General features: G+C 65.3%; 20 protein-coding genes and 2 tRNA genes. 14 read left to right on the top strand and 8 right to left on the bottom strand.

What is annotated here, in order from left to right:
- Position 1: 1 nt before the first annotated feature.
- Both KSS94_RS17400 and KSS94_RS17395 read left to right on the top strand, forming a co-directional pair.
- Positions 2-4,129 (top strand): NEL-type E3 ubiquitin ligase domain-containing protein, encoded by a 4,128-nt coding sequence (locus KSS94_RS17400; RefSeq protein WP_217839329.1) that lies wholly within the window; start codon positions 2-4, stop codon positions 4,127-4,129.
- Between the two features lie 60 nt (positions 4,130-4,189).
- The gene (locus tag KSS94_RS17395; protein ID WP_217839328.1) at positions 4,190-8,539 is read left to right on the top strand and encodes an NEL-type E3 ubiquitin ligase domain-containing protein; all 4,350 of its coding nucleotides are present in this window, start codon (positions 4,190-4,192) and stop codon (positions 8,537-8,539) included.
- A 178-nt stretch (positions 8,540-8,717) separates the two neighbouring features.
- Here KSS94_RS17395 and KSS94_RS17390 read toward each other — a convergent pair whose 3' ends face one another.
- The 3 genes from KSS94_RS17390 to dkgB all read right to left on the bottom strand — a co-directional run bounded on the left by KSS94_RS17390 (position 8,718) and on the right by dkgB (position 11,637).
- Entirely contained in the window at positions 8,718-9,182 is a 465-nt protein-coding gene (locus KSS94_RS17390; RefSeq protein WP_217839327.1) for a nuclear transport factor 2 family protein, read from the bottom strand.
- A gap of 214 nt (positions 9,183-9,396) precedes the next feature.
- Positions 9,397-10,575 carry an MFS transporter gene (locus tag KSS94_RS17385; RefSeq protein ID WP_217839326.1) on the bottom strand — a complete coding sequence of 393 codons (1,179 nt, stop codon included), beginning with the start codon at positions 10,573-10,575 and terminating at the stop codon, positions 9,397-9,399.
- 258 nt (positions 10,576-10,833) lie between these two features.
- A complete protein-coding gene (gene dkgB, locus KSS94_RS17380) occupies positions 10,834-11,637 on the bottom strand; it encodes a 2,5-didehydrogluconate reductase DkgB (RefSeq protein WP_217839325.1) in 804 nt (267 codons plus the stop codon).
- A 293-nt stretch (positions 11,638-11,930) separates the two neighbouring features.
- Between dkgB and KSS94_RS17375 the strand changes: the two genes are divergently transcribed.
- From KSS94_RS17375 to KSS94_RS17350, 6 genes are all read left to right on the top strand, one after another.
- Positions 11,931-13,292, top strand: coding sequence for a UDP-glucose dehydrogenase family protein (locus tag KSS94_RS17375; RefSeq protein WP_217839324.1), 1,362 nt, complete (start codon positions 11,931-11,933; stop codon positions 13,290-13,292).
- Positions 13,293-13,340: 48 nt separating this feature from the next.
- Positions 13,341-14,180, top strand: coding sequence for a UTP--glucose-1-phosphate uridylyltransferase GalU (gene galU, locus KSS94_RS17370; RefSeq protein ID WP_217839323.1), 840 nt, complete (start codon positions 13,341-13,343; stop codon positions 14,178-14,180).
- Positions 14,181-14,358: 178 nt separating this feature from the next.
- Positions 14,359-15,714, top strand: a complete 1,356-nt coding sequence (gorA, locus tag KSS94_RS17365; RefSeq protein ID WP_217839322.1) for a glutathione-disulfide reductase — start codon at positions 14,359-14,361, stop codon at positions 15,712-15,714.
- A gap of 234 nt (positions 15,715-15,948) precedes the next feature.
- Positions 15,949-16,512, top strand: a complete 564-nt coding sequence (gene ahpC / locus KSS94_RS17360) for an alkyl hydroperoxide reductase subunit C (protein ID WP_004375926.1) — start codon at positions 15,949-15,951, stop codon at positions 16,510-16,512.
- Between the two features lie 125 nt (positions 16,513-16,637).
- Positions 16,638-18,200, top strand: coding sequence for an alkyl hydroperoxide reductase subunit F (ahpF, locus tag KSS94_RS17355; protein ID WP_217839321.1), 1,563 nt, complete (start codon positions 16,638-16,640; stop codon positions 18,198-18,200).
- A 209-nt stretch (positions 18,201-18,409) separates the two neighbouring features.
- Positions 18,410-18,595 (top strand): hypothetical protein, encoded by a 186-nt coding sequence (locus KSS94_RS17350; protein ID WP_217839320.1) that lies wholly within the window; start codon positions 18,410-18,412, stop codon positions 18,593-18,595.
- 7 nt (positions 18,596-18,602) lie between these two features.
- Here KSS94_RS17350 and KSS94_RS17345 read toward each other — a convergent pair whose 3' ends face one another.
- The 3 genes from KSS94_RS17345 to nhaR all read right to left on the bottom strand — a co-directional run bounded on the left by KSS94_RS17345 (position 18,603) and on the right by nhaR (position 21,807).
- The gene (locus tag KSS94_RS17345) at positions 18,603-19,250 is read right to left on the bottom strand and encodes a YceH family protein (protein ID WP_217839319.1); all 648 of its coding nucleotides are present in this window, start codon (positions 19,248-19,250) and stop codon (positions 18,603-18,605) included.
- Positions 19,251-19,370: 120 nt separating this feature from the next.
- Positions 19,371-20,582: a serine/threonine transporter SstT gene (gene sstT, locus KSS94_RS17340; protein ID WP_217839318.1), complete on the bottom strand. Its 1,212-nt coding sequence runs from the start codon at positions 20,580-20,582 to the stop codon at positions 19,371-19,373.
- A 331-nt stretch (positions 20,583-20,913) separates the two neighbouring features.
- Complete coding sequence (nhaR, locus tag KSS94_RS17335; RefSeq protein ID WP_217839317.1) at positions 20,914-21,807, bottom strand: transcriptional activator NhaR; 894 nt, start codon at positions 21,805-21,807, stop codon at positions 20,914-20,916.
- Between the two features lie 130 nt (positions 21,808-21,937).
- Here nhaR and KSS94_RS17330 point away from each other — a divergent pair, with 130 nt between their 5' ends.
- Together KSS94_RS17330 and KSS94_RS17325 are read left to right on the top strand one after the other, a co-directional pair.
- Positions 21,938-22,174 (top strand): hypothetical protein, encoded by a 237-nt coding sequence (locus tag KSS94_RS17330; protein WP_217839316.1) that lies wholly within the window; start codon positions 21,938-21,940, stop codon positions 22,172-22,174.
- A 19-nt stretch (positions 22,175-22,193) separates the two neighbouring features.
- Complete coding sequence (locus KSS94_RS17325; RefSeq protein WP_217839315.1) at positions 22,194-22,946, top strand: TerC family protein; 753 nt, start codon at positions 22,194-22,196, stop codon at positions 22,944-22,946.
- A 104-nt stretch (positions 22,947-23,050) separates the two neighbouring features.
- On the opposite strand, the gene KSS94_RS17320 is transcribed toward KSS94_RS17325, so the two are convergent.
- Complete coding sequence (locus tag KSS94_RS17320) at positions 23,051-23,230, bottom strand: hypothetical protein (RefSeq protein ID WP_217839314.1); 180 nt, start codon at positions 23,228-23,230, stop codon at positions 23,051-23,053.
- Positions 23,231-23,384: 154 nt separating this feature from the next.
- On the opposite strand from KSS94_RS17320, the gene KSS94_RS17315 reads away from it, so the two are divergent.
- Positions 23,385-24,113, top strand: coding sequence for a peptidase C39 family protein (locus KSS94_RS17315; protein ID WP_217839313.1), 729 nt, complete (start codon positions 23,385-23,387; stop codon positions 24,111-24,113).
- Positions 24,114-24,233: 120 nt separating this feature from the next.
- Here KSS94_RS17315 and KSS94_RS17310 read toward each other — a convergent pair whose 3' ends face one another.
- On the bottom strand, positions 24,234-25,517 hold the full coding sequence (locus tag KSS94_RS17310; protein ID WP_217839312.1) for an NAD(P)/FAD-dependent oxidoreductase: 1,284 nt from the start codon (positions 25,515-25,517) through the stop codon (positions 24,234-24,236).
- A gap of 203 nt (positions 25,518-25,720) precedes the next feature.
- On the opposite strand from KSS94_RS17310, the gene KSS94_RS17305 reads away from it, so the two are divergent.
- The 3 genes from KSS94_RS17305 to KSS94_RS17295 all read left to right on the top strand — a co-directional run bounded on the left by KSS94_RS17305 (position 25,721) and on the right by KSS94_RS17295 (position 26,919).
- Positions 25,721-25,797, top strand: a tRNA-Val gene (locus tag KSS94_RS17305).
- Between the two features lie 205 nt (positions 25,798-26,002).
- Positions 26,003-26,079 (top strand) — tRNA-Val (locus KSS94_RS17300).
- Positions 26,080-26,349: 270 nt separating this feature from the next.
- A complete protein-coding gene (locus KSS94_RS17295; protein WP_217839311.1) occupies positions 26,350-26,919 on the top strand; it encodes an SPOR domain-containing protein in 570 nt (189 codons plus the stop codon).
- Positions 26,920-26,999: the final 80 nt, after the last annotated feature.

The following is a 26,999-nucleotide window of genomic DNA, read 5'->3' as shown; positions in this document are numbered from 1 at the left end:
CATGGCAACTTCCACAGCCTTCCCCGAGACTTCCATCGACCACTTCATTGCCCGGCAGATGCCCGCCTGGCTGGTCAGTGCGACTGAGCAGCAGCGTGCCGCGCTGCAGGCAGCGTTGCTCGCTCAGGAGCGCGCCCAGGCTAATGTCCGCCAAGTGCTGCAGGCGGTTACGCCACCGGACGAGTTTGCCGCGCCGTTGCTGGCAGAAGCCTTGCGCGGTGCCACCCAGCGCGTGCTGGACGTGCGCCGCAGCCGCTTGCGCAAGGTCAGGTTATTGCCCCATCCGCCAGCCTATCCGGGCGGGCCGATACGGCGCTATGAGCCCTTCGTGTCGGACCAGCAACTGCTGGTTGCAGCGATGCACAACTTCATGCCTGGTGAGGCGTTCTCGCCACAGAGCGCGCTGTATGATGAAAAGGGCACTCGCCTTGCCTTGACCCCGGCAAGCTTCATCGAGCTGTGCCGCACGCTGGACCTGGGTAGCCAATACCAGCGCTATCTGGCATCTGTATTGAGCGCTGGTGGCGGCATCGTGCAACACCTGGCAAAGGCGTATCGGGCCAACTTCGAGGCTGCCGCACACCTTGAAAGCCTGCGCGGTTTGCTGCGTGAGCAAGCCTTCAAGCGCCTGAGCCGGCTGTTCGAAAACGCCCCGGCAAACGACGAGGCCACCACCCTGGTGCCCCATGACCTGCGCTTGCTGGGCAAGCCGCTGGTCGGTGTGGTCGCTGTGGAGGTCAGCGCCGCGGGCAAGCCCGAAGGGGTGCTGACATGGATCCCCGACGACCTGGTCAGCCCCTTCAACTGGCATCCGTCCTGGCCGGCGCTCTATACCGCCTTGGCCGGGCGCCTGGCGAACAAGGGCTACCAGGCGTTTTTCCAGCGCTTCTTGCGCGAGCGTGACCGCCTCGACTTCGCAAGGCGCCTCCAGGGCTTGCTGGCAAAGGCGCCGGTTGCGACACCGGTCGAACTGGACGGTCGGCATGTCGCTGTCGCAGGCGAGCTATTTGGCCACCTCGCCAAAGTGCATGTCGACAAGTTGCTGGACGATGCCCGGGTGCTGGTGGTGCCCACCGGCGATGAGGACCGCGCGGCGCGCGACCTGCGCTTGCGCGGCTACTACGAGGCCGGCCTGACCCTGCTCGGCCTGGCCTCACTGTTCGTGCCGGCACTGGGCGTGGTCATGCTGGGGGTGACCGCTGCGCAGGTGGTTGGGGACATCTACGAAGGCTATGAGGCGTGGCTGCAGGGCGACCGCGAAGCCGCGCTCGGGCATGCCTTCGATGTTGCCGGGATCGTTGCCAGCGGGGGGGTGCTGGCGGGTGCCAGCGAGGGGGTAGGCCGGTTGCTGCCGCGCCGGGCATTCGTCGATGCCCTGACCCCTCGCGTCGGGGCATCGGGTGCGTTCAGGCTGGCCGAGCAGCCGCTAGCGGCCGATCAGCAAGGCCCTGGCGGGTTGCTGCGGGCATTGGGCGGGGCAATGTCCACGGTCAGCGACGAGCAAGCGACGCAGCTGTTGCAGGGTACAGGCTACTCGCAAGACCAGCTGCGCAGGCTGTTGCTCGAAGAGGCACAGGCTCCGGCCTTGCTGGAAGATGCCTTGGCGCGCCAGCGGCTGCGTCAGCGCCAGCCCACGCTTGGGCATGAGGCGCTGCAGGCGCAGCTGCTGGCAGATGGGGCGGCACCCGACGCTGCCGCGCAGGTTGTGCTGCGTGACTTTCCCGGGTTGAGCCGGCGCGGTGCCCGCGAGCTCGTCGAGCAGGCCACCGATGTGCAGCACGACACTTTGCTTGAGCAGCAACGGGTGCCGCTGGCGTTGGCCGAGCGGGCGCGCTGGTTGCTGCGTGACGGTCGGCTGAACCGCGCCTGTGCCGGTTTGCGTGAGGCGGGCCCGGTTGCTGAAGACAGCGAACGCCTGGCCCTGGCCATGCTCGACGAGCTGGCGCCCTGGCCCGAAGGCATAGGCCTTGAGATTCGCGAGGGCAGTGCGCAGGGCACGCTGGTGGCACGGGCGGGGGATGAGCAGGCCGCGCACCCCCGGCTGATCGTGCGCGGTGGCCAGGGGTATACCTGCCTGGACGCTGACGGTGAGCGGTTGCCGGCCTCGACGCCGAGCGACAGCCTCGCGCAGGCCCTTGCGCATTGGCTTGCGCCAGCGCAGCAGGCCCGGCTCGGGCCAGTTACCGCAGACCGTCTGGCTGAGCGCTTGGCCCGCCAGGCTGCCGGGCAGCGCGAACAGGCCGCCCGGGCGATCGGCCTGGCACCGGTGGGTGCAGGCCTGCGCCCGCCGGTACGCCTGGGCGACGGTCGCCTGGGCTACCCGTTGAGCGGCCGTGGAGAAAGCACTCACCAAGCGCTGTTAAGGGGGGTGCATGAGGTCTACCCGACACTGACCGTGGCGCAGAGGGAGGCCTACCTCAATGCCCAGCGCGAGCAGGGTATCGGGCTGTGGGAGCATGTGCGCACCCTGCAAACGCAGCTTGCGGCGTTGAATGAAGCGCTGAGCCGCTGGGGGCAGCAAACCACCCCCTTTGCCCGCCTGCTCAGCCGGCAACGGGTCGGCAGGGATATTCGCCGCTGCTGGCGGCGCAAGGCCGGCAGCTACGGTGCCATCGAGCATCGCCTGACCCTCGACGGTGCGCGGGTCGGCAGCCTGCCCGCTTTGCCTGCTGGATTGCGCTTTCAGCACATTACCGAGTTGACGTTGCGCGACATGGCCCTGGAGGCAATCAGCCCCGAATTTTTCCAGCATTTCCCCAACCTGCGCGTACTTAACCTGCGACATAACCGGCTAGGCCGCTTCCCCGAGGGCCTGGAGCAGTTGACCCAGTTGCAGGACCTGCGCCTGGGCGACAACCGCATCGTGCTGGATGCCGCAGGCCAGGGCCGCCTCGACCAGTTGAGCGGTTTGCAGCGCCTCGACCTGGGGCACAACCCGCTGGGGCTGCGCCCGGACTTTGCCAGGTTGCGCCGGTTACGCCAGTTCAGCTTGCGCGCCTGTGCGTTGGACGAGGTGCCGCCAGATGCCCTGCAGCTACCCCTGCTGGAGCGTGGCGACTTGCGTGGCAACCAGATCCAGCACCTTGAGCCAACGCTGCTTGCCGAACCCCAGCAGCGCCTCCAGCGCCTGGCCCTGCATGACAACCCCCTGGCCGCACAAAGCGCCGAGCGTCTGGCCGCCGCACTGCCAGCCAGCGAAGGGGCCGCCGGCCATGCCCATGTGGTGGATGACGATGCCACCCTGCAGCGCTTGCTGGGCGGGATGCTCGACAGGCGCCGGGCCGGTCGCCGGGCCCGCTGGCAGAGCCTGCGTCAGGCACCGGGCGGGGAGGACTTCTTCCGCTTTCTCGGTGACTTGGCCCAAGCCGTGGAATTTCATCAGGCCCCAGGTGCCTGGCGTGACCGGGTCTGGCAGGTGGTCGAATGCTGTGAACAGAACGAGCAGATCCGTGAGGCCGTGTTTCAACAGGCCGCCGGGCCTGGCAGTTGCGCCGACCGCTTGCTGCTGCTGTTCAGTGCCCTGGAGACGCGCACCCGGGTGCTCCGCCGCACGGCCGGGCTTGCGGGCGCGGCGCTGGAGCGCGAGCTGCTGCTCGAGGGGCGCGCAATGTACCGCCTCGACCAGGTGCAGCGCCTGGCCAGCGAGCACTACCGGCAGGCCGAACAGGGCTGGCGCGCCGCGCAGGCCAGCGCGCCTGGGCAGTTCACTGCACCGGACGACGTGGAGATCTTCCTCGCTTATCGAATCAACCTGGCCGAACGGCTTGGCCTGCCTGACCAGCCCGCCAGCATGCGTTACGCCCATGCCAGCGGGGTCACCCAGGCGCATGTCGATGCCGCCCGTCGGCGGGTACTGGCAGAAGAGACGCCACAGGCACTGGTGGACTCCCTGCAGGGGCGTGACTTTTGGCTGGAGCATCTGCGTGAACGCTTCGCTGAACGCTTCGAGCACCTTGACCGGCCTTTTTACCAGCAACTGGAGGTGCTCTATGACAGTGCAACCGACCTTCAGGACCAAGCCTACCTGCAGGCCGGCGAAGCCATAGCCCAGGCGCGCAGCACTGCCCAGGCGGGCTTGCTGCGAACACTCAGCGAAGAAGCCCTTGCCCGGCACGCAAGCCATATGTAGCGCACGCAGGGCAACGGTTGGTGGTGTCCTGTGGTTTTAACCCGACCGAGGCAGGACACCATGACCCCACCCCCTATTGCCCCCGACTCCATCGACGGGCTGATCGCCCACCGTCTGCCTGCCTGGCTGACGAGCGCCAGTGATGAGCAGCGCGATGCCCTGCAGCATGCATTGCTCGAACAGCAACAGGCCCAGGACAAGCTGGCAGCCTTGTTGGGCGAGGTCCACGCGCTGGATGACTACGCCCAGGACGAGCTGCGTCAGGCTTTGCAGGCGGTAGGGCCGACGCTGGATGTGCACAAGTCGGTGCTCAAGCGCACCTGGTGGCAAATCCCGCCGCAGCTCTCTCCTAGTTTGAGCAACCCACCGATACACCGTCAGTCGCAGCAGAGCCTGCTGGCATGTGCCCTGCACAATTTCGAGGCGCACGAGGCAACCCTTGCGCAATGTCAGGTGCTGGATGCCAGCGGCGCACCCATGAGCTTCGTCGACAGCGAAGGCAAGACCAAGCCGCTCACCCCCGAGCTGTTTGCAAAGGCCTGCCGTGAACTGGATATCGGGGGGCGATACCAGGCCTACCTGGGCAGGCGCTTCAGCCCTGACGACGCGCCGAAGCGTGATGCGCTGCATCAGCAACTGCAAGCGGTCTTGCGCACCAACCTCACGGCCCGCCTGCACCTGGCCCGCCTTACCGGCGACCTGGACGAGCAAGGCTACCGGCTACTGTTGGCGCTGGTATCGACCAGCGCCACGGTTCCCGCCGAAACCGCAGTCCTCAAGCCGTTCAGCTTGCGCCTGCTGGGTAAGCCGGTGGTGGGGCCGGTGGTGTTCGAAATTCGCCAGAGTGCCAAGCCGGGGGCCAAGCTTGAAGGGCTGATCGCCTGGCTCCCCGGCGACCCTCACCTGCAGTTGGGCCAGCATGCATCCTGGGAGCGCTTCTACCAGGGGTTGGGCAAGCGCTTTCGCAAGCCTGGCTACGCTGCGTTCTTCCAGCGCTTCATCGGCGAAGCCGACCGTGCCGGCTTCAGCCAGGTGCTGGCGGGCCTGTTGGCCGAAGCCGGTGACACCGCCATCGAGCTCGATGGCCGCAGTGAAGCGATCAGTGGTGAGCTGTTCGTGCATCTGCGCAAGGCCCAGGTCGACAAGATCTTCGGCGATGCCCAGGTACTGGCGGTGCCTACCGAAAAGGCCGACAGCGCGGCGCGGGAGGCGCGGCTGCAGGGTTACCTGGAGCTGGGGCTGGACCTGTTCAATCTTGCCGGGTTGTTCGTGCCCGGCCTTGGCCTGGCGATGCTCGGGGTGGCAGCACTGCAGCTTACCTACGAGCTGTACGAAGGCTATGAGGACTGGACACTGGGCGACCGCGAAGGCGCCCTGGGGCATGTCTTCGCGGTTGCCGCCAATGTGGCGGCCATGGCAGCCCTGCATGTGGGCGTGAAGGCAGCGGGCAAGGTGCTCGAGCGCGTCGGCTTTGTCGATGAGCTGGTTGCGGTGCAAGGCGAGGACGGGCAGATGCGTCTGTGTGACCCAGGGCTGGCCGCGTATCGCTTGCCGGAGGCGGACGACGCGCCCGACGCCATGGACGCCGGGCGCTTGCGGCTGCAGGGAGGGCGCTACCAGGTCAGCCGCGAGACCGCCGGCGCCCCATGGCGTATCGAGCACCCCAGCCGACCCGGTGCCTATCGCCCGGCGTTGCTCGACAACGGCGCTGGCGGCTGGCGCCACGCGCTGGAGAGTCCTCAGCACTGGCAGGGGGCGGGGCAACTGGTACGCCGCCTTGGCCCTGAACTGGCCGAGGTAGGCGATGCCGCTGCCGAGCACGTGGCCGAGGCCACCGGTTTCGATGAAGCGCGGTTGCGCCGCCTGCACCTGGAGCAGGCACCGGCGCCGGCGCGTTTGCTCGATGCCCTCGAGCGCCACCGACTGTACGCGGCATCGCCAAGGCTGGGCTCGATGGCCTTGGCCCAGCAGTTGGCGGCCTTGCAGCCAACCACCACGGCGGCAGGGCGCCTGTTGCTGCGTGATTTTCCGGGGTTGACGCCACGCTGCGCCGAGGAAATCGCCGGACAGGCAAGCAGTGAGCTGCAGCAGCGTCTGCTGTCGACTTCAAGGGTGCCGCTGGCACTGGCCGAAAGGGCCCGCTGGGCGCTGCGCGACAGCCGTGTGGACCGCGCGCTTGCCGGGCTGCGCCAGCATGCGGCGGGTAACGCTGACACCTGCTGCCTGGCGCTGACGCTGGGCGATCAGCTGGCCCCCTGGGCCGACGCCGTGCGCCTGGAGTTGCGCGATGGGCGTGCAGGCGGTCCGTTGCTGGCTGCACAAGGGGCGACAGAAACCACGGATGTGCGCCAGGTCGTCAAGGGTGAGGACGGCTACCTGGCGCTGGATGCGCAAGGCAAACCCCTGGCCGGGGCAAGCGCAGCCGACAGCCTGGCCCAGGCCCTGTTGTTGCACATGGACCTGGCGCAGCGCCTGGGGCTGGGGGTGCCCGAGCTTTCGGGCGAGCAGTTCGAACAGGCGATCATGCAGCGCGCCGCCGCTGACCGCGAAGCGGTGGCACGCGCCATCGGCATGGCGCCGGTTGGCGGCAATGTCCGCCCGCCTGTGCGTCTGGGCGATGGGCGCCTGGGCTACCCACTCAGTGGCCATGGCAAGTTTGGGTTGCGTGCGGCCTACCATGTGCTCAAGCGCATCTACCCGACCTTAACCGACGATCAGGCCTATCTCTTTGTCAATGAGCGGATCCAGGAACAGGTCAATGTCTGGAGTCGCCTGAGCCTGTTGCAGCAGCAACTCACCACCTTGAAGAGCGGCCTGCTGGCCTGGCAGCAAACGGCAGAAGCAGGGCTGCGGCGCAGCCGTGCTCGGGTAGCCCGGCAGTTGCTGGCCGGTTGGCGGCTACAGTCGATGCGCTCGGCCAGCGCTGAAGTGCACCTGCGCATCGAAGGTGAAGTGGTCGGCGGGCTGCCGTCGCTCGCGGCGCCGCTGCGTTTTGACAATGTCACCCACCTGACCTTGCGCAGGCTTGGCCTGACCGAGCTGGCGCCGACCTTCATTGGCCGCTTCAGCCGCCTGCAGCACCTGGACCTGGGCGGCAATCGCCTTGGCGAAATCCCCCCGGCGCTCGCTCAGTTACCGCAATTGCGCAGCCTGGTGCTGGCGGACAATCGCATCGTCCTGAGCACCCAGGGCAATAACGTGCTGGCCGGCCTGACCCAGTTGCGTCAGCTGAACCTGAGCCGCAATGCCCTGGTTGCGGGGCCGCGCCTGACCGGCCTGCGCCATCTGCGCCAGGTCAACCTGCGCAGTACCGGGCTCACAGAAGTGCCCGAGGGTTTGGTGCAACAGGCCAACCTCGAGTTTGCCGACCTGCGCAACAACCGCATCACCCACCTGGATGCCGCGTACTACACGCAGCCTGCCCGCCTGCTGGCACGCATTCACCTGCACGATAACCCGCTGGACGCGGTGAGTGAGGCCCGGCGCCACAGTTTCGAGCGCGGCGCGGTGGAGCGCCCGCGCAGCCTGGCGGCCCATGCCGCCCTTGGCGACGCAAATCGCGATGCCTGGTTGGCCATGCTGGAAACCGACCAGCGCCTGCCGCGCCAGTTGCAATGGAATGCGCTGAGCGCAGAACCAGGCTCGGAAGACCTCTTCCAGTTGTTGGCCGACCTGCATGACACCGAGGATTACCGACGCCAGAGCGGGGAGCTGGGGCGCCGTGTCTGGGAAGTGCTCGAGGCCTGTGAGCAGAACACCGAGCTGCGCCAGCGCTTGTTCGAGCTGGCCGGTGAGCCGACGTCCTGCAGTGACAGCGTGAGCCTGGTGTTCAGCCAGCTGGAGGTGCAGTCCTGGGTGCACCTGCGTACCGCAGGGCTGGAGGGTCAGGCGGCGGAAGCGGAGCTGATGCGGCTGGGGCGTTCGCTGTTCAGGCTCGATGAGGTCGACAAGGCCGCGGCCGAGGATATCCAGGAGCGTCTCGAGGATGATGAGCAGGATGTCGACGAGATCGAGGTGCGCCTGGCATACCGCGTGCGCCTGGCTGAAACCCTGGGCTTGCCCGGGCAGCCGCAGGCCATGCGCTATGGCGTTGCCGCGGGGGTGTCCGGCAAGCGCCTGTTGCAGGTGCGAGGCCAGGTGCTGGTTGCCGAGCGCAGCGCACGCCAGGGGCAGTCGCTGATGCAGCGGCCTTTTTGGCAGGCCTACTTGCGCAAGGCTTATGCCGAGCGTTTCAACGCCTGTGATCAACCTTTTTACGACCAACTGGAGGCGCTTGGTGCCCGTGCCGGCAGCTTGAAGGAGTGGGAGTACCTGAAGCAGAGTGACGAGGTCGGCGCCGCGCGTGAGGTTGCGCAAACGGCGTTGATCGAAACGCTCACTGATGAGGCGTTTGTGCGCTACCCGCTGTAGGGCGGGTGCTGCCCTTGAGCTGCGCAGGAGGCGTGTAAAAAACTGGCCAACCGAGCAATCCCTGTGGGAGCGGGCTTGCCCTGCGAACCGGCTCAGCCGGTGTCATCCTTCGCGGGGCAAGCCCGCTCCCACGCGTTGAGTCAGGCGCTTGCAGCCTGCACCAGCGCTGTCCTGCGCCTCAGAAACCGAAGGTGCTCAAACCGGGATGATCGTCGGGGCGGCGCCCCAGCGGCCAGCGGAACTTGCGTTCGGCTTCGCTGATGGGCTGTTCGTTGATGCTGGCGTGGCGCTCGCGCATCAGGCCGTCCTCGGCGAACGCCCAGTTCTCGTTGCCGTAGGCGCGGTACCACTGGCCACTGTCATCGCGGTATTCATAGGCGTAGCGCACGGCGATGCGGTTGCCGGCGAAGGCCCACAGTTCCTTGATCAGACGGTAGTCGTGTTCGCGGTTCCACTTGCGCACCAGAAACGCCTGGGCTTCGTCGCGGTTGCGGCAGAAGTCCACGCGGTTGCGCCAGCGGGTGTCGAGGGTGTAGGCCAGGGCGACCTTGGCCGGGTCGCGGCTGTTCCAGCCGTCTTCGGCCAGGCGCACTTTTTCGATGGCGGTTTCAAGGGTGAAGGGGGGCAGCGGTGGGCGGGACATGGGCGGGCTCCTGTGGGCTGTTTACTCTTGGCCCGGTGAAGCGTAGCCCTGTGGTACGGGAGGGGGAATGCTCCTTGGCGGCACTTGATAGTTTCGCCAGGCGAAATGATGCTCCCCTGTAGGACCCGGCTTGCCGGCGATGAGGCCGGGCCTGCAAAGATGTGCTCGGGCTGCCGGCCCTATCGCTGGCAAGCCGGCTCCTACAGGGCGCGGGTCAAACGCTGCTGGCCACCTGTTTGGCTACCTTGCCACGCCCGCCCAGCCACACCAGCAGCAGCCCGGCCGCCGCCAGCCCGCCGCCAGCCATCGGCACTGCGCCATAACCCAGGTCCAGGCTGATCACCGCGCCACCCAATGCTGCGCCCAGGGCATTGCCCAGGTTGAACGCACCGACGTTGATCGACGAGGCAAGCCCCGGCGCCTCGATGGCGGCGGTCATCACCCGCATCTGCAGCGGTGGTACCACGGCGAAGGTGAACATGCCCCACACCAGCAGGGCGATGGCCGCACCGATGTGGCTGCCCAGCACCAGCGGCATCAGCAGCATGATCACCGCCAGCGCGCCGAGGAAGATCCGCGCGGCACCATCCAGCGACCAGTCCGCCAGCTTGCCGCCCAGGCTGTTGCCGAGGGTGAAACCGACCCCGATCAATACCAGGCCCAGGGTGATGAAAGCATCGGAAGCGCCGGTCAGTTCGGCCAGCACCGGGGCCACATAGGTGTACAGGGTGAACATGGCGCCGGCACCCAGCACCGTGGTGGCCATGGCCAGCAGCACGCTGGGGCGGGCGATTACCGCCAGCTCCTTGCGCACATGGGGCACCTGGCCGCGCTCACCCTTGGGCAGGGCCAGCCACAGCGCGGCGATGGCCAGCAGGCCGAGCACCGCAGTGCCGGCAAAGGCCATGCGCCAGCCAACCTGCTGGCCCAGCCAGGTGGCGGCCGGTACGCCGCCGATATTGGCGATGGTCAGGCCCATGAACATGGTGGCCACGGCGCTGGCCTGCTTGTCCTTGGGCACCACGCTGGCCGCCACCACCGCGCCCAGGCCGAAGAAGGCGCCGTGGTTGAGGCTGGTGATCAGGCGCGAGGCCAGCAGGGTGTAGTAGTCCGGCGCCAAGGCCGAGAGCAGGTTGCCGACGGTGAAAATGCCCATCAGCATCATCAGCGCGGCCCGTTTGCCGAAGCGGCTGAACAGCAGGGTCATGATCGGCGCGCCGACCATCACGCCGATGGCGTAGGCGGTGATCAGCATGCCGGCGCTGGGGATGCTGGCATCGACGCCTTCGGCGATCACCGGCAGCAGGCCCATGGGGGTGAATTCGGTGGTGCCGATGCCGAAGGCGCCGATGGCCAGGGCGAACAGGACCCGTTTGGGGGAAAGCGTGCTCATCGGGAACTCCGCGGTGCAAATGTCATTAAAGGTCAAGGCAGGCTTACAAACGCCGCGCATCTTGTGTAGGAGCAACTGTCTTGTTCAATTTCTAAAATCTAGCGCGCCCCCTGTAGGAGCCGGCTTGCCGGCGATAGGGCCGGCACAGGCGAATGCAGGCACCGGCTGTGCCGGTGATCGCCGGCAAGCCGGCTCCTACAGGATCGCGCGAAGCCTGAATCCAGCGCTGTACCTGTAGGAGCGGTGCTCTGCGAATGGTCAGTCCCAAGCCGGCGCCAGCCCGTCCGGGCTGACTTCACGGCCGTTGCGCTCCAACTCCTCGATACGCGCCATATCCTCGGTATCCAGGCGCAGGCTCTGGGCAAGCAGGTTACTGGCCAGGTTCTCGCGCTTGGTCGATGACGGAATCACCGCATAACCCAGCTGCATGGCCCAGGCCAACGCCACTTGGGCCACAGTCGCCTTGTGCTTGGCAGCGATCTCGGCCAACACCGGGTCCTTGAGCACCTTGCCGTAGGCCAGGGTCATGTACGAGGTCACGGTGATGCCTTGTTCCTGCAGAAATGCCGCCAGCTTGCGGTTTTGCAGGTACGGGCTGAGTTCGACCTGGTTGGTGGCGATCTCGCCTTTGCCAACCACTTCGATAGCCTGGCGGGTCAGCTCGATGTTGAAGTTGGACACGCCGATCTGGCGGGTCAGGCCGAGTTTCTTGGCCTCTGCCAGCGCGGTCATGTATTCGCGCAACTCGACGCCGTTGCCCGGGGCCGGCCAGTGAATCAGCAGCAGGTCGACATACTCGGTGCGCAGCTTGGCCAGGCTTTCGCGCAGGCTGGGGATGAGCTTGTCGGCCGCGTAGTTGTCGACCCAGATCTTGGTGGTGATGAACAGTTCGTTGCGCGGTACGCCGCTTTCGGCGATGGCCTGGCCGACTTCGGCTTCGTTTTTGTAGATCTGCGCGGTGTCGATGACGCGGTAGCCCAGTTCCAGTGCGGCCTTGACCGAGTCGATGACGGCTTGGCCGGTCAGGCGGAAGGTGCCCAGGCCGAAGGATGGAATGCTCATGGGGGAACTCCTGATCAGTGAAGGTGCCGGGACAGTGTGGTCGGTGTTCCAGCGGATGGCCGGCAGTGTGCGGCTTTTGCTCGGGCGGATTAAGCGCCCGGCAGGCCAAGGTCCTTTGATCTGAAATCACGAATGGCGTTGCAAGCCGTGATTCAACAACGGGCAATGGCCCCGGAGGAGCGCGCGTGCTTCGCGATGGCCGTTACCACCGTCATCTGCCTGCCCCACACCCGTCACCATGCTGCAACGCCAGCCCGCTGCAATGGCCGCAACATCTAGCCAGGAGCGTGGCCATGGAGCTGTGTGTGATCGGGGCAGGGTACGTGGGGTTGGTCACGGCGGCCTGTTTTGCCGAAATGGGTAACCGCGTGGTCTGCCTGGAGCGCGACCAGGCGCGCCTGGCCCAGTTGCGCGGGGGCCACTGCCCGATCTACGAACCCGGCCTGCAAGCCCTGTTGCAAGAGGGCCTGCACAGTGGCCAGCTGTCGTTCACCGACCAGTGGCACCCGGCCCTGGCCAAGGCCGAGGTGGTGTTCGTCGCTGTCGGCACGCCAAGCCTTGAAGACGGTTCGGCCGACCTTCAGCATGTGCTGGCGGTGGCCGACAGCCTGGGCCGCCATCTGCCGCGTGCCTGCCTGGTAGTGAACAAGTCGACGGTGCCGGTGGGCAGTGCCGAGCGGGTTGCCCGGCACATCGCTGCCGGCCTGCGCGAGCGCGGTGCGCGTTTTGCCGTGGAGGTGGCGAGCAACCCTGAGTTTCTCAAGGAAGGCAGCGCCATCGAGGACTTCCTGCGCCCTGACCGCATCATCATCGGCCACGACAGCGAACAGGCCGGGCAGCGCCTGCAACGGCTGTATGCACCGTTCGTGCGCAACCGCGAGCGCATTCTGCTGATGACCCCGCGTGCCGCCGAGTTCACCAAGTACGCGGCCAATGCCTTTTTGGCCACCAAGATATCCTTCGTCAACGAACTGGCCGGCCTGTGTGCTCACCTGGGGGTGGACATCGAGCAGGTGCGCCATGGCATCGGCAGCGACAAGCGCATCGGCAGCCATTTCATCTACGCAGGTTGCGGCTACGGCGGCTCGTGCTTCCCCAAGGATGTGCGGGCGCTGGTGCATTGCGCCGAGCAGCAGGGCTTCGAGCCGAGCATCCTCAAGGCGGTACAGGCGCGCAATGCCGAGCAGAAGACCCTGTTGTTCCAGGCCTTGCAGCAGCATTTTGGCGGGTTCATGCGTGGGCGCCAGGTGGCGCTGTGGGGGCTGGCGTTCAAGCCGGGCACCGACGACTTGCGCGAAGCGCCCAGCCTGGTGCTGCTCGATGCCTTGCTGGCGGCCGGGGTGCGGGTGCGGGCCTGCGACCCGGCTGCGTTGGCGGGGGTGGCGGCACGTTACCCGCAGGCGCTTGCCAGTGGCCAACTGCAACTGGGCGATTGCCCTTACGCCTGCGTCGAAGGGGCCGACGCACTGGTGCTGGTGACCGAGTGGAAGCAGTTCCGCCAGCCCGATTTCGGCCGTGTACGCGGCCTGATGCGCATGCCGGTGCTGTTCGACGGGCGCAATATTTACGATCCGTCGGAACTAACTACACTGGGATATCTCTATCATGGCATCGGCCGGCCGAGGGTGGGGCATTGTAAGGTGACCGCCGCCTGATTAGACTGCGCCGAAATTCGTACGCAAAGCCCTTCGTTAAGGACGTATATGATCAAGAAATGCTTGTTCCCGGCCGCCGGTTACGGCACCCGCTTCCTGCCCGCTACCAAAGCCATGCCCAAGGAAATGCTGCCGGTGGTCAACAAGCCACTGATCCAGTATGGCGTTGAAGAAGCACTGGACGCCGGCCTGAACGAGATCTCCATCGTCACCGGCCGCGGCAAGCGCGCCCTGGAAGACCACTTCGACATCAGCTACGAGCTGGAAAACCAGATCAAGGGCACCGACAAGGAAAAATACCTGGTCGGCATCCGTCGCCTGCTGGACGAGTGCTCGTTCTCCTACACCCGCCAGACCGAAATGAAAGGCCTGGGCCACGCCATCCTCACCGGCCGCCCGCTGATCGGCGACGAGCCGTTCGCCGTGGTGCTGGCCGACGACCTGTGCGTCAACCTCGAAGGTGACGGCGTGCTGGCGCAAATGGTCGCGCTGTACAAAAAGTACCGCTGCTCGATCGTCGCCATCCAGGAAGTCGACCCGCAGGAAACCAACAAGTACGGCGTCATTGCCGGCGAAGAGATCAAGGACGGCATCTTCCGTGTCGACGCCATGGTCGAAAAGCCCAAGCCCGAAGACGCCCCGTCCAACCTGGCGATCATCGGCCGCTACATCCTCACCCCGGACATCTTCGAGAAGATCGAACAGACCGAGCCGGGCAAGGGTGGCGAGATCCAGATCACCGACGCGCTGATGAAACAGGCCGCCGAAGGCAACGTGATTGCCTACAAGTTCAAGGGCAAGCGTTTTGACTGCGGTGGCGCAGAAGGCTACATCGAGGCAACCAACTTCTGCTTCGAGAACTTCTACAAGGCTGGCAAGGCTTACTAAGCCACGGCAGCGTTGAACCGGGGCCGCCCTGCGGCCCATCGCGGGCAAGCCCGCTCCTACAGGATTACGCGGTCCCTGTGGGAGCGGGCTTGCCCGCGATGGGCCGCAGGGCGGCCCCGGTGCTTTTGACGGAGCGCCAACGGCGCTATGCTGGGCGCCTGCCCAGGAGACTCATTGCATGGCTTACGATTTTGATCTGTTCGTGATTGGCGCCGGTTCCGGCGGTGTTCGCGCGGCGCGCTTCGCCGCAGGCTTTGGCGCCAAGGTGGCGGTAGCCGAAAGCCGCTACCTGGGGGGCACCTGCGTCAACGTCGGCTGCGTACCGAAAAAACTGCTGGTGTACGGCGCCCACGTCGCCGACGAACTGGAGCAGGCCGCAGGCTTCGGCTGGAGCCTCGAAGAAGGCCATTTCGACTGGGGCACGCTGATCGCCAACAAGAACCGCGAGATCGAGCGCCTCAACGGCATCTACCGCAACCTGCTGGTCAACAGCGGCGTCACCCTGCTGCAGGGCCACGCGCGCATCACTGGCGCCAACGAGGTGGAGGTCGAGGGCCAGCGCTACAGCGCCGCCAACATCCTCATCGCCACCGGCGGCTGGCCGCAGGTGCCGGACATCCCCGGCAAGGAGCTGGCGATCACCTCCAACGAGGCGTTCTACCTCAAAGACCTGCCGCGCCGGGTGCTGGTGGTCGGTGGTGGCTACATTGCGGTGGAGTTTGCCGGCATCTTCCAGGGCCTGGGCGCCGACACCAGCTTGCTGTACCGCGGCGACCTGTTCCTGCGCGGCTTCGACGGCTCGGTGCGCACCCACCTGAAAGAAGAGTTGGAAAAACGCGGCCTGAACCTTGAGTTCAATGCCGACATCCAGCGTATCGACAAACTCGACGACGGCAGCCTCAAGGCCACCCTCAAGGATGGCCGCGAGCTGGTCGCCGACTGCGTGTTCTACGCCACCGGCCGCCGGCCGATGCTGGACAACCTGGGCCTTGAGAACACCGGTGTGGAGCTGGATGAGCGCGGCTACATCCGCGTGGACGAGCAGTACCAGACCACCGCGCCGTCGATTCTGGCCATCGGCGATGTGATCGGCCGCGTGCAACTGACCCCCGTGGCCCTGGCCGAAGGCATGGCCGTGGCCCGGCGCCTGTTCAAGCCCGAGCAGTACCGCCCGGTGGACTACCAGAACATCCCCACTGCGGTGTTCAGCCAGCCGCCGATCGGCACCGTTGGCTTGAGCGAAGAGCAAGCGCTGGCCGCCGGGCACAAGGTGCAGATCTTCGAAAGCCGCTTCCGCGCCATGAAGCTGACCCTCACCGACATCCAGGAGAAGACCCTGATGAAGCTGGTGGTGGACGCCGAGACCGACAAGGTGCTGGGCTGCCACATGGTCGGCCCGGATGCCGGCGAGATCGTTCAGGGCCTGGGTATTGCGCTCAAGGCCGGGGCAACCAAGCAGCAGTTCGACGAGACCATCGGCGTGCACCCGACTGCCGCCGAAGAGTTCGTGACCATGCGCACCGTTACTCGCTGATTCGGCTGGATTGCGATCGCGGGGCAAGCCCGCTCCCACGGCGTGGGAGCGGGCTTGCCCCGCGATGCTTTTCGGGCCCGCAATCCTTTGCTCAGCCCAATCCCTTCTATTAATAATCCCGCCTTATAGCCAAAACCAATCAGCAGCATGAGCTTTGCCAATGAGCCTTTATCGGGAGCAGTCGGTAGGATTCACTCCATCAACTGATTCCAACCCCATGAAGGAGCGTCTCTCATGCCAATCATCAACAGCCAGGTCAAACCGTTCAACGCCACCGCCTACCACAAGGGCGAGTTCGTTCAGGTCAGCGAAGCCGACCTGAAAGGCAAGTGGTCCGTCGTGTTCTTCTACCCGGCCGACTTCACCTTCGTCTGCCCGACCGAACTGGGCGACCTGGCCGACAACTACGCCGAGTTCCAGAAGCTGGGCGTCGAGATCTACGGCGTGTCCACCGACACCCACTTCACCCACAAAGCCTGGCACGACACCTCGGACACCATCGGCAAGATCCAGTACCCGCTGATCGGTGACCCGACCCACGTCATCTCGCGCAACTTCGACGTGCTGATCGAAGAAGCCGGCCTGGCCGATCGCGGTACCTTCGTGATCAACCCAGAAGGCCAGATCAAGATCGTCGAACTGAACGACGGTGGTGTAGGCCGCGATGCTGCCGAGCTGCTGCGCAAGGTCAAGGCTGCCCAGTACGTTGCTGCCCACCCAGGCGAAGTGTGCCCGGCCAAGTGGAAAGAAGGCGAGGCCACCCTGGCGCCATCGCTGGACCTGGTCGGCAAGATCTAAGGTCATGCGTCAATCGCGGGCGGTGAGCAGCCGCCAAAGCTGAAGTACTTACCGCCCCGTAAAAGCGCCCGGGCGACCTCGCCTGGGCGTTTTTGTATCCGAGTTTTGAAAAAGGAATCGCCCGTATGTTGGACGCCACGCTTAAATCGCAACTGAAAACCTACCTGGAGCGGGTCACCCAGCCGATCGAGATCGTTGCCTCCCTCGACGACGGCGCGAAGTCCCGCGAATTGCACGACTTGCTGGTGGAAATTGCCGGCCTGTCGAACCTCATTACCTTCAGCGCGGACGGCAGCGACGCCCGTCGCCCTTCGTTCTCGCTGAACCGCCCAGGGGCTGACATCAGCCTGCGCTTCGCCGGCATCCCCATGGGCCACGAATTCACCTCCCTGGTGCTGGCGCTGCTGCAAGTCGGCGGCCACCCGTCCAAGGCCAGTAGTGAGGTGATCGAGCAGATCCAGGCGCTGGAAGGCGAGTTCAGCTTCGAAACCTACTTTTCGCTGTCGTGCCAGAACTGCCCGGACGTGGTCCAGGCGCTGAACCTGATGGCAGTGCTCAACCCCAACGTACGCCACGTGGCCATTGACGGTGCGCTGTTCCAGGACGAAGTGGAAAGCCGCAAGGTCATGGCGGTGCCGAGCATCTACCTGAACGGCGAAGTGTTCGGCCAGGGCCGCATGGGCCTTGAAGAAATTCTCGGCAAGATCGACACCAATGCCGGCGCCCGCCAGGCCGAGAAGATCAACGCCAAGGATGCCTTCGACGTGCTGGTGGTCGGTGGTGGCCCAGCTGGCGCCGCAGCGGCCATCTATGCCGCACGTAAAGGCATCCGCACCGGTGTCGCTGCCGAGCGTTTCGGCGGCCAGGTGCTCGACACCCTGGCCATCGAGAACTTCATCTCGGTGCAGGAAACCGAAGGGCCGAAGCTGGCCACGGCGCTGGAAGAGCACGTCAAGCAGTACGACGTCGACATCATGAACCTGCAGCGCGGTGAAGCGCTGGTCCCGGCCACCGACGGCGGCCTGCACGAAGTGCGCCTGGCCGGCGGTGCCTCGCTCAAGGCCAAGACCGTGATCCTGGCCACCGGCGCCCGCTGGCGCGAAATGAACGTGCCCGGCGAGCAGGAGTACCGTGCCCGCGGCGTGGCCTACTGCCCGCACTGCGACGGCCCGCTGTTCAAGGGCAAGCGCGTGGCGGTGATCGGTGGCGGTAACTCGGGCGTTGAAGCGGCCATCGACCTGGCCGGCATCGTCGCCCAGGTGACCCTGATCGAGTTCGACAGCCAACTGCGTGCCGACGCCGTGCTGCAACGCAAGCTGCACAGCCTGCCGAACGTCAAGGTGATCACCAGTGCGCTGACCACCGAGGTGGTGGGCAATGGCGAGAAGGTCACCGGCCTGCGCTACAAGGACCGCAGCACCGAGCAGGTCCACGATCTGGCGCTGGAAGGCATCTTCGTGCAGATCGGCCTGTTGCCGAACACTGACTGGCTCAAGGGCACCGTCGAGCTGTCCCCGCGTGGCGAGATCATCGTCGACGCCAAGGGCCAGACCAGCATCCCCGGCGTGTTTGCCGCCGGTGACGTGACCACGGTGCCGTACAAGCAGATCGTCATCGCGGTGGGCGAGGGCGCCAAGGCATCGCTGGCGGCGTTCGACCACCTGATCCGGACTTCGGCGCCTGCCTAAGGCTGATTGGGCTGTATGAAAAGCGCCGCGCGTTCGTGAGAACGTGCGGCGTTTTTGCGTTTGGGCTACCGGCCCTATCGCCGGCAAGCCGGCTCCTACAGGGGAATGCGGCTGTTCTGTAGGAGCCGGCTTGCCGGCGATAGGGCCGGTAGCACCAGTCACCAAGGCTCAGGTCTACTATTACCCCAGGCCCTCCTGGAACCACACCCATGACCCTGATCAGCCGCGAACCCTGGTGGCTCGTGCCACCCAAGCCCGGGCAGAAGGAGCAGGACCTGCACTGGGGCTACCTGGAAATCTACGCCGACGGGCGTACCGTGTTCGTCGACCAGCGCCCCAGCGAGCGGGAGCTGGCCGAACGCAAGAGCTGCCGCAACTTCCCCGACAGCGAATGACCCGGCCTTAGCCTTCGAGCTGGGCCAGGCGTGCCTCCAGCGCGGCAACCCGCGCTTCCAGCGCCTCGATGCGCTCCTCCGACGCCGCACCGGCAGCCCCGCGTGCGCCCCCTTCATGCTGGCGCGCGGCCAGAATCGCCTCGATTTCAGCCGGGTCGCCCAAGGCATGGGTGTAGCGGTCTTCACGCTGGCCGGCCTGGCGCGGCAGGTGCAGGGCCAGGCCGCGGGAAATCAGGCGCTCCAGCTGGTGCTGGATCTGCTCGGTGTCGTCGAAGTCGTGCAGGCGGTTGCTGCGGCTGAGCAGTTCGTTCAGCGTCTGCGGGCCGCGCAGGAACATCAGCCCCATCAGCACCAGCTGTGCCGGCACCAGCTCCAGGCCCTTGTCCACGCGCTGCTCCCAGCGGTCGGCGCGGCTGCCCATCTGCAGGCGGGTCATGTCCTGCCCTTCGAGGGCGCGCAGGGCCTGGCCGACCTGGCCGGGGGAGAGGTTCATCACCGGTTCCCGGCTGGTCTTCTGGTTACACGCCAGTACCAGGGCATTGAGGGTCAGGGGGTAGGTTTCCGGGCTGGTGGCCTGCTTCTCGATCAGCGAACCGAGCACGCGAATCTCGACGCTGCTGAAACGGCCTTCGCCGGTGTTTTCGTGTTCTGACATGGCCCTGTCTCGTTGCGAGGGAAAAGGCCACTAGCCTAGGTAAAGCGCCATCGCGGGGCAAGTCCGCTCCTACAGGTCATGCATACCTCTGCAGGAGCCGACTTGCCGGCGACAGGGCCCTCAGGCGCTACGCTGCTGCATCCCGCCACAGGCCGCTGCGGTAAACAGCACATCGGTGGACGAATTCAGCGCCGTCTCTGCCGAGTCCTGCAGCACGCCAATGATGAAACCCACCGCCACCACCTGCATGGCGATTTCGCTGGGGATGCCGAACAGGCTGCAGGCCAGCGGAATCAGCAGCAACGAGCCGCCGGCCACGCCCGAGGCGCCGCAGGCGCAAATCGACGCCACCACGCTCAGCAGCACGGCGGTGGGGATGTCCACCGGGATGCCCAGGGTATGCACGGCCGCCAGGGTCAGCACGGTGATGGTGATCGACGCGCCGGCCATGTTGATGGTCGCCCCCAGCGGGATCGACACCGAGTAGGTATCCTCATGCAGCCCGAGCTTCTCGGCCAGGGCCAGGTTGACTGGGATGTTGGCCGCCGAGCTGCGGGTGAAGAAGGCGGTGATGCCGCTTTCGCGCAGGCACAGCAAGGTCAGGGGGTAGGGGTTGCGGCGGGTTTTGCAGAACACGATGAGCGGGTTCATCACCAGGGCCACGAACAGCATGCAGCCGATCAGCACGGCCAGCAGGTGCAGGTAGCCCAGCAGCGCGTCGAGCCCGGATTGCGCCAGGGTGGAGCTAACCAGGCCGAAGATACCCAGCGGGGCGAAGCGGATGACCACGCGCACGATCAGGGTGACGCCGTTGGACAGGTCCTCGACCACCGTGCGGGTGGTGCCGTTGGCATGGCGCAGGGCGATGCCCAGGCCGATGGCCCAGGTCAGCACGCCAATGAAGTTGGCGTTGAGCAGGGCGTTGATCGGGTTGTCGACCGCGCTCAGCAGCAAGTTTTGCATCACTTCGGCGATACCGCCCGGGGCGCTCAGCGAGGCGTCGCTGGTGCTGAGCGCCAGCGTCGAAGGGAACAGCATGCTGGCGATCACGGCCACCACCGCCGCGCCGAAGGTGCCAAGCAGGTACAGCCAGAGGATCGGGCGGATGTGGGTTTCCTGGCCGTGGCGGTGGTTGGCGATGGAGGCCATCACCAGGATGAACACCAGTATCGGCGCCACAGCCTTCAGGGCGCTGACGAAGACCTTGCCGAGGAAGGCCAGGTCGCGGGCCAGGGCCGGGGCAAGCAGGGCGAGGGCAATACCGGCCAGCAGGCCGATGCAGATTTGCGTCACCAGGCCGGTGCGGCCGATGAGGCGGAGGATGGGGGACATGGGCGGGACGACTCTGTTACGTGAAAGGGCGCGACTTTAGCACATCCGGCGTGGGCCCTGATCGCGGGGCAGGGCCGCTTCCCACAGGTACAGCGCCAGATTCAGGCTCTGTGCAATCCTGTGGGAAGCGGCCTTGTGTCGCGATGGGCCGCAAAGCGGCCCCAGAATATCTGGCATCCTGCAAAATCGCCGGGGCTGCTGCGCAGCCCAATCTCGACCGGACGGCGCCCCGGCAAGGCCGCTTCCCACAAGAATCGAGTCGGCTTTTAAAAATTGAACAAGACAGTTGCTCCCACGAATGGCGTGGGAGCGGGCTTGCCCCGCGATGCGCTCACCAATGAAACAACTCCCGGCGCGCGCCTTCGGTGATCGCCACGATGCCCGGGTGCTTGACCTTGCGCTCCACCGAAATGGCATAGAACGACTCGGTCACCGCCTCGGTCTGGCCGATCAGCCGCACGCCGTACTGCCGGCAGACCTCCTCGGCGATCACGCTGGGCGCCACGAAAATACCGCTGCCCGACTGGCCGAAGGCCTGCATCAACGCGCTGTCGTCGAACTCGCCGACGATGCGCGGCTGTACCTGCTGCTCGGCCAGCCAGCGCAGCAGGCGGCTGCGCAGCACGGTTTCCTGGCCGGGTATCAACAGTGGCGCGTCGTCCAGACAGGCAGGGAAGGGCGCGCCCAGGCGCTCGGCCAAGGCCTGGGTGGCGAAAAAGCTCAGCCCGCACTCGCCAAGCTTCTGGCTGTAGCCCTTGATGTCCAGGTGGCTGGGCATGGGGCTGTCGGAGATCACCAGGTCCAGGCGCTGGATCGCCAGGTCCGCCAGCAGGCGTTCGAGCTTGTCCTCGCGGCAGTTGATGCGCAGCACCTCGTCCAGCTCCATGGTCGGCGCCAGCAGGCGGTAGACGATCGACTTGGGCACCACGTCGGCCACCCCCACGCGGAACAGGATCTGCTCCTGGGGCCCGGCGCGCAGCATGGCCTCCAGCTCGCCGCCCAGCTGGAACATCTGCTCGGCATAGCCCAACGCCTGGCGGCCGGTTTCGGTCAGTTCCAGCTGGCGGCCCACACGCTGGAACAGTTCGATGTTCCAGGTTTGCTCGAACAGGCTGATCTGCCCGCTGATGGTCTGCGGCGTGAGGTTCAACTGTTCGCTGGCCCGCGCGATGCTGCCGGTGCGGGCCACGGCCCAGAAGTAGTGAAGCTGGCGGTAATTGAGCATGGCGGCTGCCGATTCGGGAAAACCGAAGTATATACGCTGAAAATACGAATTTTCCGGATGTTTCAGCCTCACTAGAATGCCAACCCATCAGGCGCACCTGGCGCCGCCGGAATTCACAAGCGAGGACACCATGCTACAACTCAAATCCATCGGTACCCCTTTGGTGCTGGCCCTGGCGCTGTTTGCCATGAGCGGTTGCGACCAGGCCGAGAAATCTGCCCAGCAGATGCTCGACCAGGCCGCGCAGTCGGCCAAGCAGGCCATCGACAAGACCAACGAAGCCGCCCAGCAAGCCCTGAGCGATGCGGTCGGCAGCGATGGCAAGGCCAAGGCCGAAGACGACAAGAAAGACACCCAGGACATCTGACCGGAAGCAGGACTGAACCATGGAATACTTGCTGGAACTTGCTGCTAGCCCCACCGCCTGGGTTGCCCTGGCCACCCTGGTGGCCATGGAGGTCGTGCTCGGCATCGACAACCTGATCTTCATCTCCATCCTCACCAACAAGCTGCCCGAGGCCTACCGCTCCAAGGCCCGGCGCATCGGAATCAGCATGGCCCTGATCATGCGTCTGGCGCTGCTCAGCACCGTGGCCTGGATCGTCCAGCTGACTGAGCCGGTGCTCGATGTGTTCGGCCATGCGTTCTCGTGGAAGGACATGATCCTCATCGCCGGTGGCTTGTTCCTGCTGTGGAAGGCGACCAAGGAGATCCACGAAAGCGTCGACCCCCATGGGGCCAAGGAAGAGTCCAAGACCGGCAGCGTGGTGACCATCGGCTTCACTGCGGCGATCTTCCAGATCTTGCTGCTGGACATCGTCTTCTCGATCGACAGCATCATCACCGCCGTGGGCATGACCGAGCACTTGCCGATCATGATCATCGCCGTGATCAGTGCCGTGATCGTGATGCTGGTGGCTGCCGACCCGCTGGCCAAGTTCATCAACGACAACCCGACCGTGGTGATGCTGGCCCTGGGCTTCCTGATCATGATCGGCATGACGTTGATCGCCGAAGGCTTCGGTGCCCATGTGCCGAAAGGCTATGTGTATGCAGCCATGGCGTTCTCCACCGCCATCGAGGTGCTCAACATCATGGCTCGCCGGGCGCGTTTGAAGCGTGAGGCGGCCGAGAGTTGACCTGAGCTGCAACAATCGCGGGGCAAGTCGGCTCCCACGCTATCGGCACAGGCCAGCGTGGGAGCGGGCTTGCCCCGCGATGCTTTTATCGATCGGTCAAAAGATCAGTGCGCCCCGGCATGCCGCCGCGCGCGGTGCGCGACCTGTGGCTTGGCCAGTGCCTTGGGGGCCAGGTGGTGCGGGTGGGAATGCCGGCGCACGATGCGCAACACCCCCCAGAGCATGGCGGCAGCGACGCTCAGCCACATACCCACCAACATCAGAATTGCCATAGTCAGGCTCATGTGTGCCTCCATCTCTACGGCGAGCCAGGCTCGCCCTCCAGACACAGCTTTAGTCTAGCTGGCGCCCTGTGACGTTCAATTGACCGAAGGTCTGGTACTTGTGCCGTTTCGTTCCTAGCCCGCGCCGGGCTATACCCGCGCGCCCCGGCGCCCTATGATCGGAGCCCAGGGCCGGGCGTCGCCTGCCTGGCATCGGAACAAGCGAGTGCCCATGTTGCAATCACCCTCCAAACACCGTCGTCTATTGGCCGCCTGCCTGGTCGCCGCCACTTTGGCTGGCTGCGCCAGCGCTCCGCCGCTGGCACCCCGAGGCGAGCCACAACGCACCGAACTGAGCAGCGTGCCGTTCTACCGCGGCAACGCCAACCACAGCGGGGCCATGGCCCTGGCCGCCGTGCTGTCGCGGCAAGGCGCGCCGATCACCCCGGGCCTGCTGGACAAGGCGCTGGGCCTGCCGCAAGGTGCCGAGGCGCTGGACACGGGTATTCCGCGGGTGGCGCGCGAGTACGGCAAGGTGGTCTACCCGCTGGACAAGCAGCTTGACGCCTTGCTCTCCCAGGTGGCCGCCGGTTACCCGGTGCTGGTGCGTTATGAGGAAGGTTCGATGTGGTGGAGCGAGCCGCGCTACGCGGTGCTGATCGGCTACGACCGCTACAAGCAGCGGGTGCTGCTGCGCAGTGGCATGCACCGCCGGCAGTTGATGAAGTTTGCAGACTTTGAATCGGCCTGGGCCAGCGAGGGCAGTTGGGCAGTGCTGGTGCAGTCGCCACGCCAGTTGCCGGCACGGGTGGACCGTGCGCGCTGGTTGCAGGCGGCAGATGAACTGGCCCGCTCGGGGCAGGAAATTGCGGCGAAGCAGGCGGTCAACAGCCTGGGCCATTGACCACAATCGTCCCTTTAGGAGCCGGCTTGCCGGCGATGGCGTCAGGCCTGCAGCAATGTGCTACGGCGGCTGGCCTCATCGCCGGCAAGCCGGCTCCTACAGAAGGTGGTGCAAGGCCTGTCAGAAGCCCAGACGGTCACGCAGGCTGTAGTACCAGGCGCCGAGGGCGCTGAACGGCACACGCAGCATCTGGCCACCCGGGAACGGGTAGTGCGGCAGGCCCGCGAAGGCGTCGAAACGCTCGGCCTGGCCGCGCAGGGCCTCGGCCAGCACCTTGCCCGCCAGGTGGGTGTAGGTCACGCCGTGGCCCGAGCAACCCTGCGAGTAGTAGATGTTGTCGCCGATGCGACCGACCTGCGGCAGGCGCGACAGGGTCAGCAGGAAGTTGCCGGTCCAGGCGAAGTCGATCTTCACGTCCTTGAGCTGCGGGAAGGCCTTGAGCATTTTCGGGCGGATGATCGCTTCGATGTTGGCCGGGTCACGGGCACCGTATACCACGCCACCGCCGAAGATCAGGCGCTTGTCGCCGGTCAGGCGGTAGTAGTCGAGCAGGTAGTTGCAGTCCTCGACGCAGTAGTCCTGCGGCAGCAGGGTGCGGGCCAGTTCGTCGCTCAGCGGCTCGGTGGTGATCACCTGGGTGCCGCACGGCATGGACTTGGCGGCCAGCTCCGGTACCAGGTTGCCCAGGTAGGCGTTGCCGGCGACGATGATGAACTTGGCGCGCACTTTACCCTGCGGGGTGTGCACCACCGGGTTGGCACCGCGCTCGATGCGCACGGCCGGGGTTTGCTCATAGATGATGCCGCCCAGCGACTCGACCGCAGCCGCTTCGCCCAGGGCCAGGTTCAGCGGGTGGATGTGGCCGCCGCTCATGTCGAGCATGCCGCCCACGTAGCTGTCGCAGGCGACCACTTCACGGATGCGCTTCTGGTCCATCAGCTCCAGCTGGGTGTGGCCGAAGCGTTCCCACAGGCGCTTTTGCGATTCCAGGTGGCCCATCTGCTTGCTGGTCAGGGCGGCGAATACGCCACCGTCCTTCAGGTCGCACTGGATGTTGTACTTGGCCACGCGCTCACGGATGATGCGCCCGCCTTCGAAGGCCATCTTGCCCAGCAGCTGGGCTTCTTTAGGGCCGACGGTACGTTCGATCACGTCGATGTCGCGGCTGTAGCTGTTGACGATCTGGCCGCCGTTGCGGCCCGAGGCGCCAAAGCCGACCTTGGCGGCCTCGACGATGCTCACCTTGAAGCCGTTTTCCAGCAGGAACAGCGCGCTGGACAGGCCGGTGTAGCCGGCACCGATGATGCATACATCGGTTTCCACCTCACCCTGCAGCGCCGGACGTGGCGGCACCGGGTTGGCCGAGGCGGCGTAGTAGGACTGGGGGTAGGGGGTGTTGGCCATGCTCGAGAAACCTCGTGTTTTATATTTTTAACGAATGTACCGATGCTATCAATAATAATAAACACCCGCTAGTCGTCCGGTGAAAATCCTTTACGGGCGGTACGACGCGCCTTCTTTATACAAACGTATTAAGTTTCAGTAGCTTAGCGTTAAAAAAGTAGTTGACAGGGGTTTTCCAATCGGTAGAATGCGCCCCACACGACAGGCACATAGCTCAGTTGGTTAGAGCACCACCTTGACATGGTGGGGGTCGTTGGTTCGAGTCCAATTGTGCCTACCAAACATCAGAAGGGGCGATCCGCAAGGGTCGCCCTTTTTGCATTCCGGCTTTTATACAGCCCCTGTAGGAGCCGGCTTGCCGGCGATAGCGTCTGGCCTGCAAATGGATGCGAGATGCCTGCCGGCCCTATCGCAAAGTTTTTGATTTTTTTGAAAAAAAAGCTTTACAGGGTGAAAGCGCATCACTAATATGCGCCCCACACGACAGGCACATAGCTCAGTTGGTTAGAGCACCACCTTGACATGGTGGGGGTCGTTGGTTCGAGTCCAATTGTGCCTACCAAACATCAGAAGGGGCGATCCACAAGGGTCGCCCTTTTTGCATTCCGGTTTTTATACAGCCCCTGTAGGAGCCGGCTTGCCGGCGATGGCGTCAAGCCTGCAAAAGATGTGCTGTGGTTGATGGCCCTATCGCCGGCAAGCCGGCTCCTACAGGGGCCAGCGGGCGTTTGGCCACAACTGGCAACACTTGCCCTTGCACTATCGCCGCACCCCCGTCGAAACCCGCCCCTCGCATGCTAGAATCCGCGCCTTCGAATCTGGAGGTACGCGCGTGCGCAAACTGGCTGTGGTAATGGCGGTGCTGGCCCTGGCAGGCTGTAACAACGAGGTCGAAGGGGTGCACAAGCAGGTGGCCGAACACCTGAACAACCCCAAGACGGCCAAGTTCGCCAACGTGCGTTTCGACACCAATGGCTCCATCTGCGGCCAGGTGCGTGGCAAGGATGACGCCGGGCAGTACGAGGCCTATCGCAGCTACGTGGCCATCAAGCATGACGGCCAGTACGACATTCTCATGGGCGGTGGCGCCAATGACCTGCGCATCCGCGAAATCTGCGGCGGCGCCGACCTGCAGCGCCGTGCCGACGAGCTGGCTGACCAGCCTGCGCCGGAAGGCTGGGATGTCGAGGTAATCCAGGGCCCTAACATGGGCGCCCTGACCGACATGACCGCGCGCCTGATCGAAAAAGGCATCCCGTCCTGGGTCGAGTATCGCGACGGCAAGCCGGTGGTGCTGATGGGGCCGTTCCCGGGCAAGCCTGAAGCTCAGGCGCGCCAGGCCGAGGTGATGGCCAAGCTGGGGACCGACTCGATCGTTATCCAGCATGGCGTGAAGCGCTGAGCCCACGCCCTCTCCTGTAGGGGCTGGCTTGCCGGCGATGGCGTCTGGCCTGCAAATGATTGTGCTGGGGCTGATGGCCT

It is taken from the genome of Pseudomonas fakonensis (assembly GCF_019139895.1).
GTDB classification, from domain to species: Bacteria; Pseudomonadota; Gammaproteobacteria; order Pseudomonadales; family Pseudomonadaceae; genus Aquipseudomonas; species Aquipseudomonas fakonensis.
The sequence above is the reverse complement of the archived record's forward strand: the minus strand, read 5'-3'. Positions and strand labels throughout refer to the sequence as shown.

Coding starts and splice junctions, on each gene's coding strand:
- nhaR (WP_217839317.1), bottom strand. CDS start 21,807: ATGCTCAATTACCGCCAGCTTCACTACTTCTGGGCCGTGGCCCGCACC.
- KSS94_RS17310 (WP_217839312.1), bottom strand. CDS start 25,517: ATGGCCAACACCCCCTACCCCCAGTCCTACTACGCCGCCTCGGCCAAC.
- KSS94_RS17325 (WP_217839315.1), top strand. CDS start 22,194: ATGGAATACTTGCTGGAACTTGCTGCTAGCCCCACCGCCTGGGTTGCC.
- KSS94_RS17385 (WP_217839326.1), bottom strand. CDS start 10,575: ATGAGCACGCTTTCCCCCAAACGGGTCCTGTTCGCCCTGGCCATCGGC.
- KSS94_RS17400 (WP_217839329.1), top strand. CDS start 2: ATGGCAACTTCCACAGCCTTCCCCGAGACTTCCATCGACCACTTCATT.
- gorA (WP_217839322.1), top strand. CDS start 14,359: ATGGCTTACGATTTTGATCTGTTCGTGATTGGCGCCGGTTCCGGCGGT.
- KSS94_RS17345 (WP_217839319.1), bottom strand. CDS start 19,250: ATGTCAGAACACGAAAACACCGGCGAAGGCCGTTTCAGCAGCGTCGAG.
- galU (WP_217839323.1), top strand. CDS start 13,341: ATGATCAAGAAATGCTTGTTCCCGGCCGCCGGTTACGGCACCCGCTTC.
- KSS94_RS17315 (WP_217839313.1), top strand. CDS start 23,385: ATGATCGGAGCCCAGGGCCGGGCGTCGCCTGCCTGGCATCGGAACAAG.
- KSS94_RS17375 (WP_217839324.1), top strand. CDS start 11,931: ATGGAGCTGTGTGTGATCGGGGCAGGGTACGTGGGGTTGGTCACGGCG.
- KSS94_RS17350 (WP_217839320.1), top strand. CDS start 18,410: ATGACCCTGATCAGCCGCGAACCCTGGTGGCTCGTGCCACCCAAGCCC.
- KSS94_RS17320 (WP_217839314.1), bottom strand. CDS start 23,230: ATGAGCCTGACTATGGCAATTCTGATGTTGGTGGGTATGTGGCTGAGC.
- KSS94_RS17330 (WP_217839316.1), top strand. CDS start 21,938: ATGCTACAACTCAAATCCATCGGTACCCCTTTGGTGCTGGCCCTGGCG.
- ahpF (WP_217839321.1), top strand. CDS start 16,638: ATGTTGGACGCCACGCTTAAATCGCAACTGAAAACCTACCTGGAGCGG.
- ahpC (WP_004375926.1), top strand. CDS start 15,949: ATGCCAATCATCAACAGCCAGGTCAAACCGTTCAACGCCACCGCCTAC.
- dkgB (WP_217839325.1), bottom strand. CDS start 11,637: ATGAGCATTCCATCCTTCGGCCTGGGCACCTTCCGCCTGACCGGCCAA.
- KSS94_RS17390 (WP_217839327.1), bottom strand. CDS start 9,182: ATGTCCCGCCCACCGCTGCCCCCCTTCACCCTTGAAACCGCCATCGAA.
- sstT (WP_217839318.1), bottom strand. CDS start 20,582: ATGTCCCCCATCCTCCGCCTCATCGGCCGCACCGGCCTGGTGACGCAA.
- KSS94_RS17395 (WP_217839328.1), top strand. CDS start 4,190: ATGACCCCACCCCCTATTGCCCCCGACTCCATCGACGGGCTGATCGCC.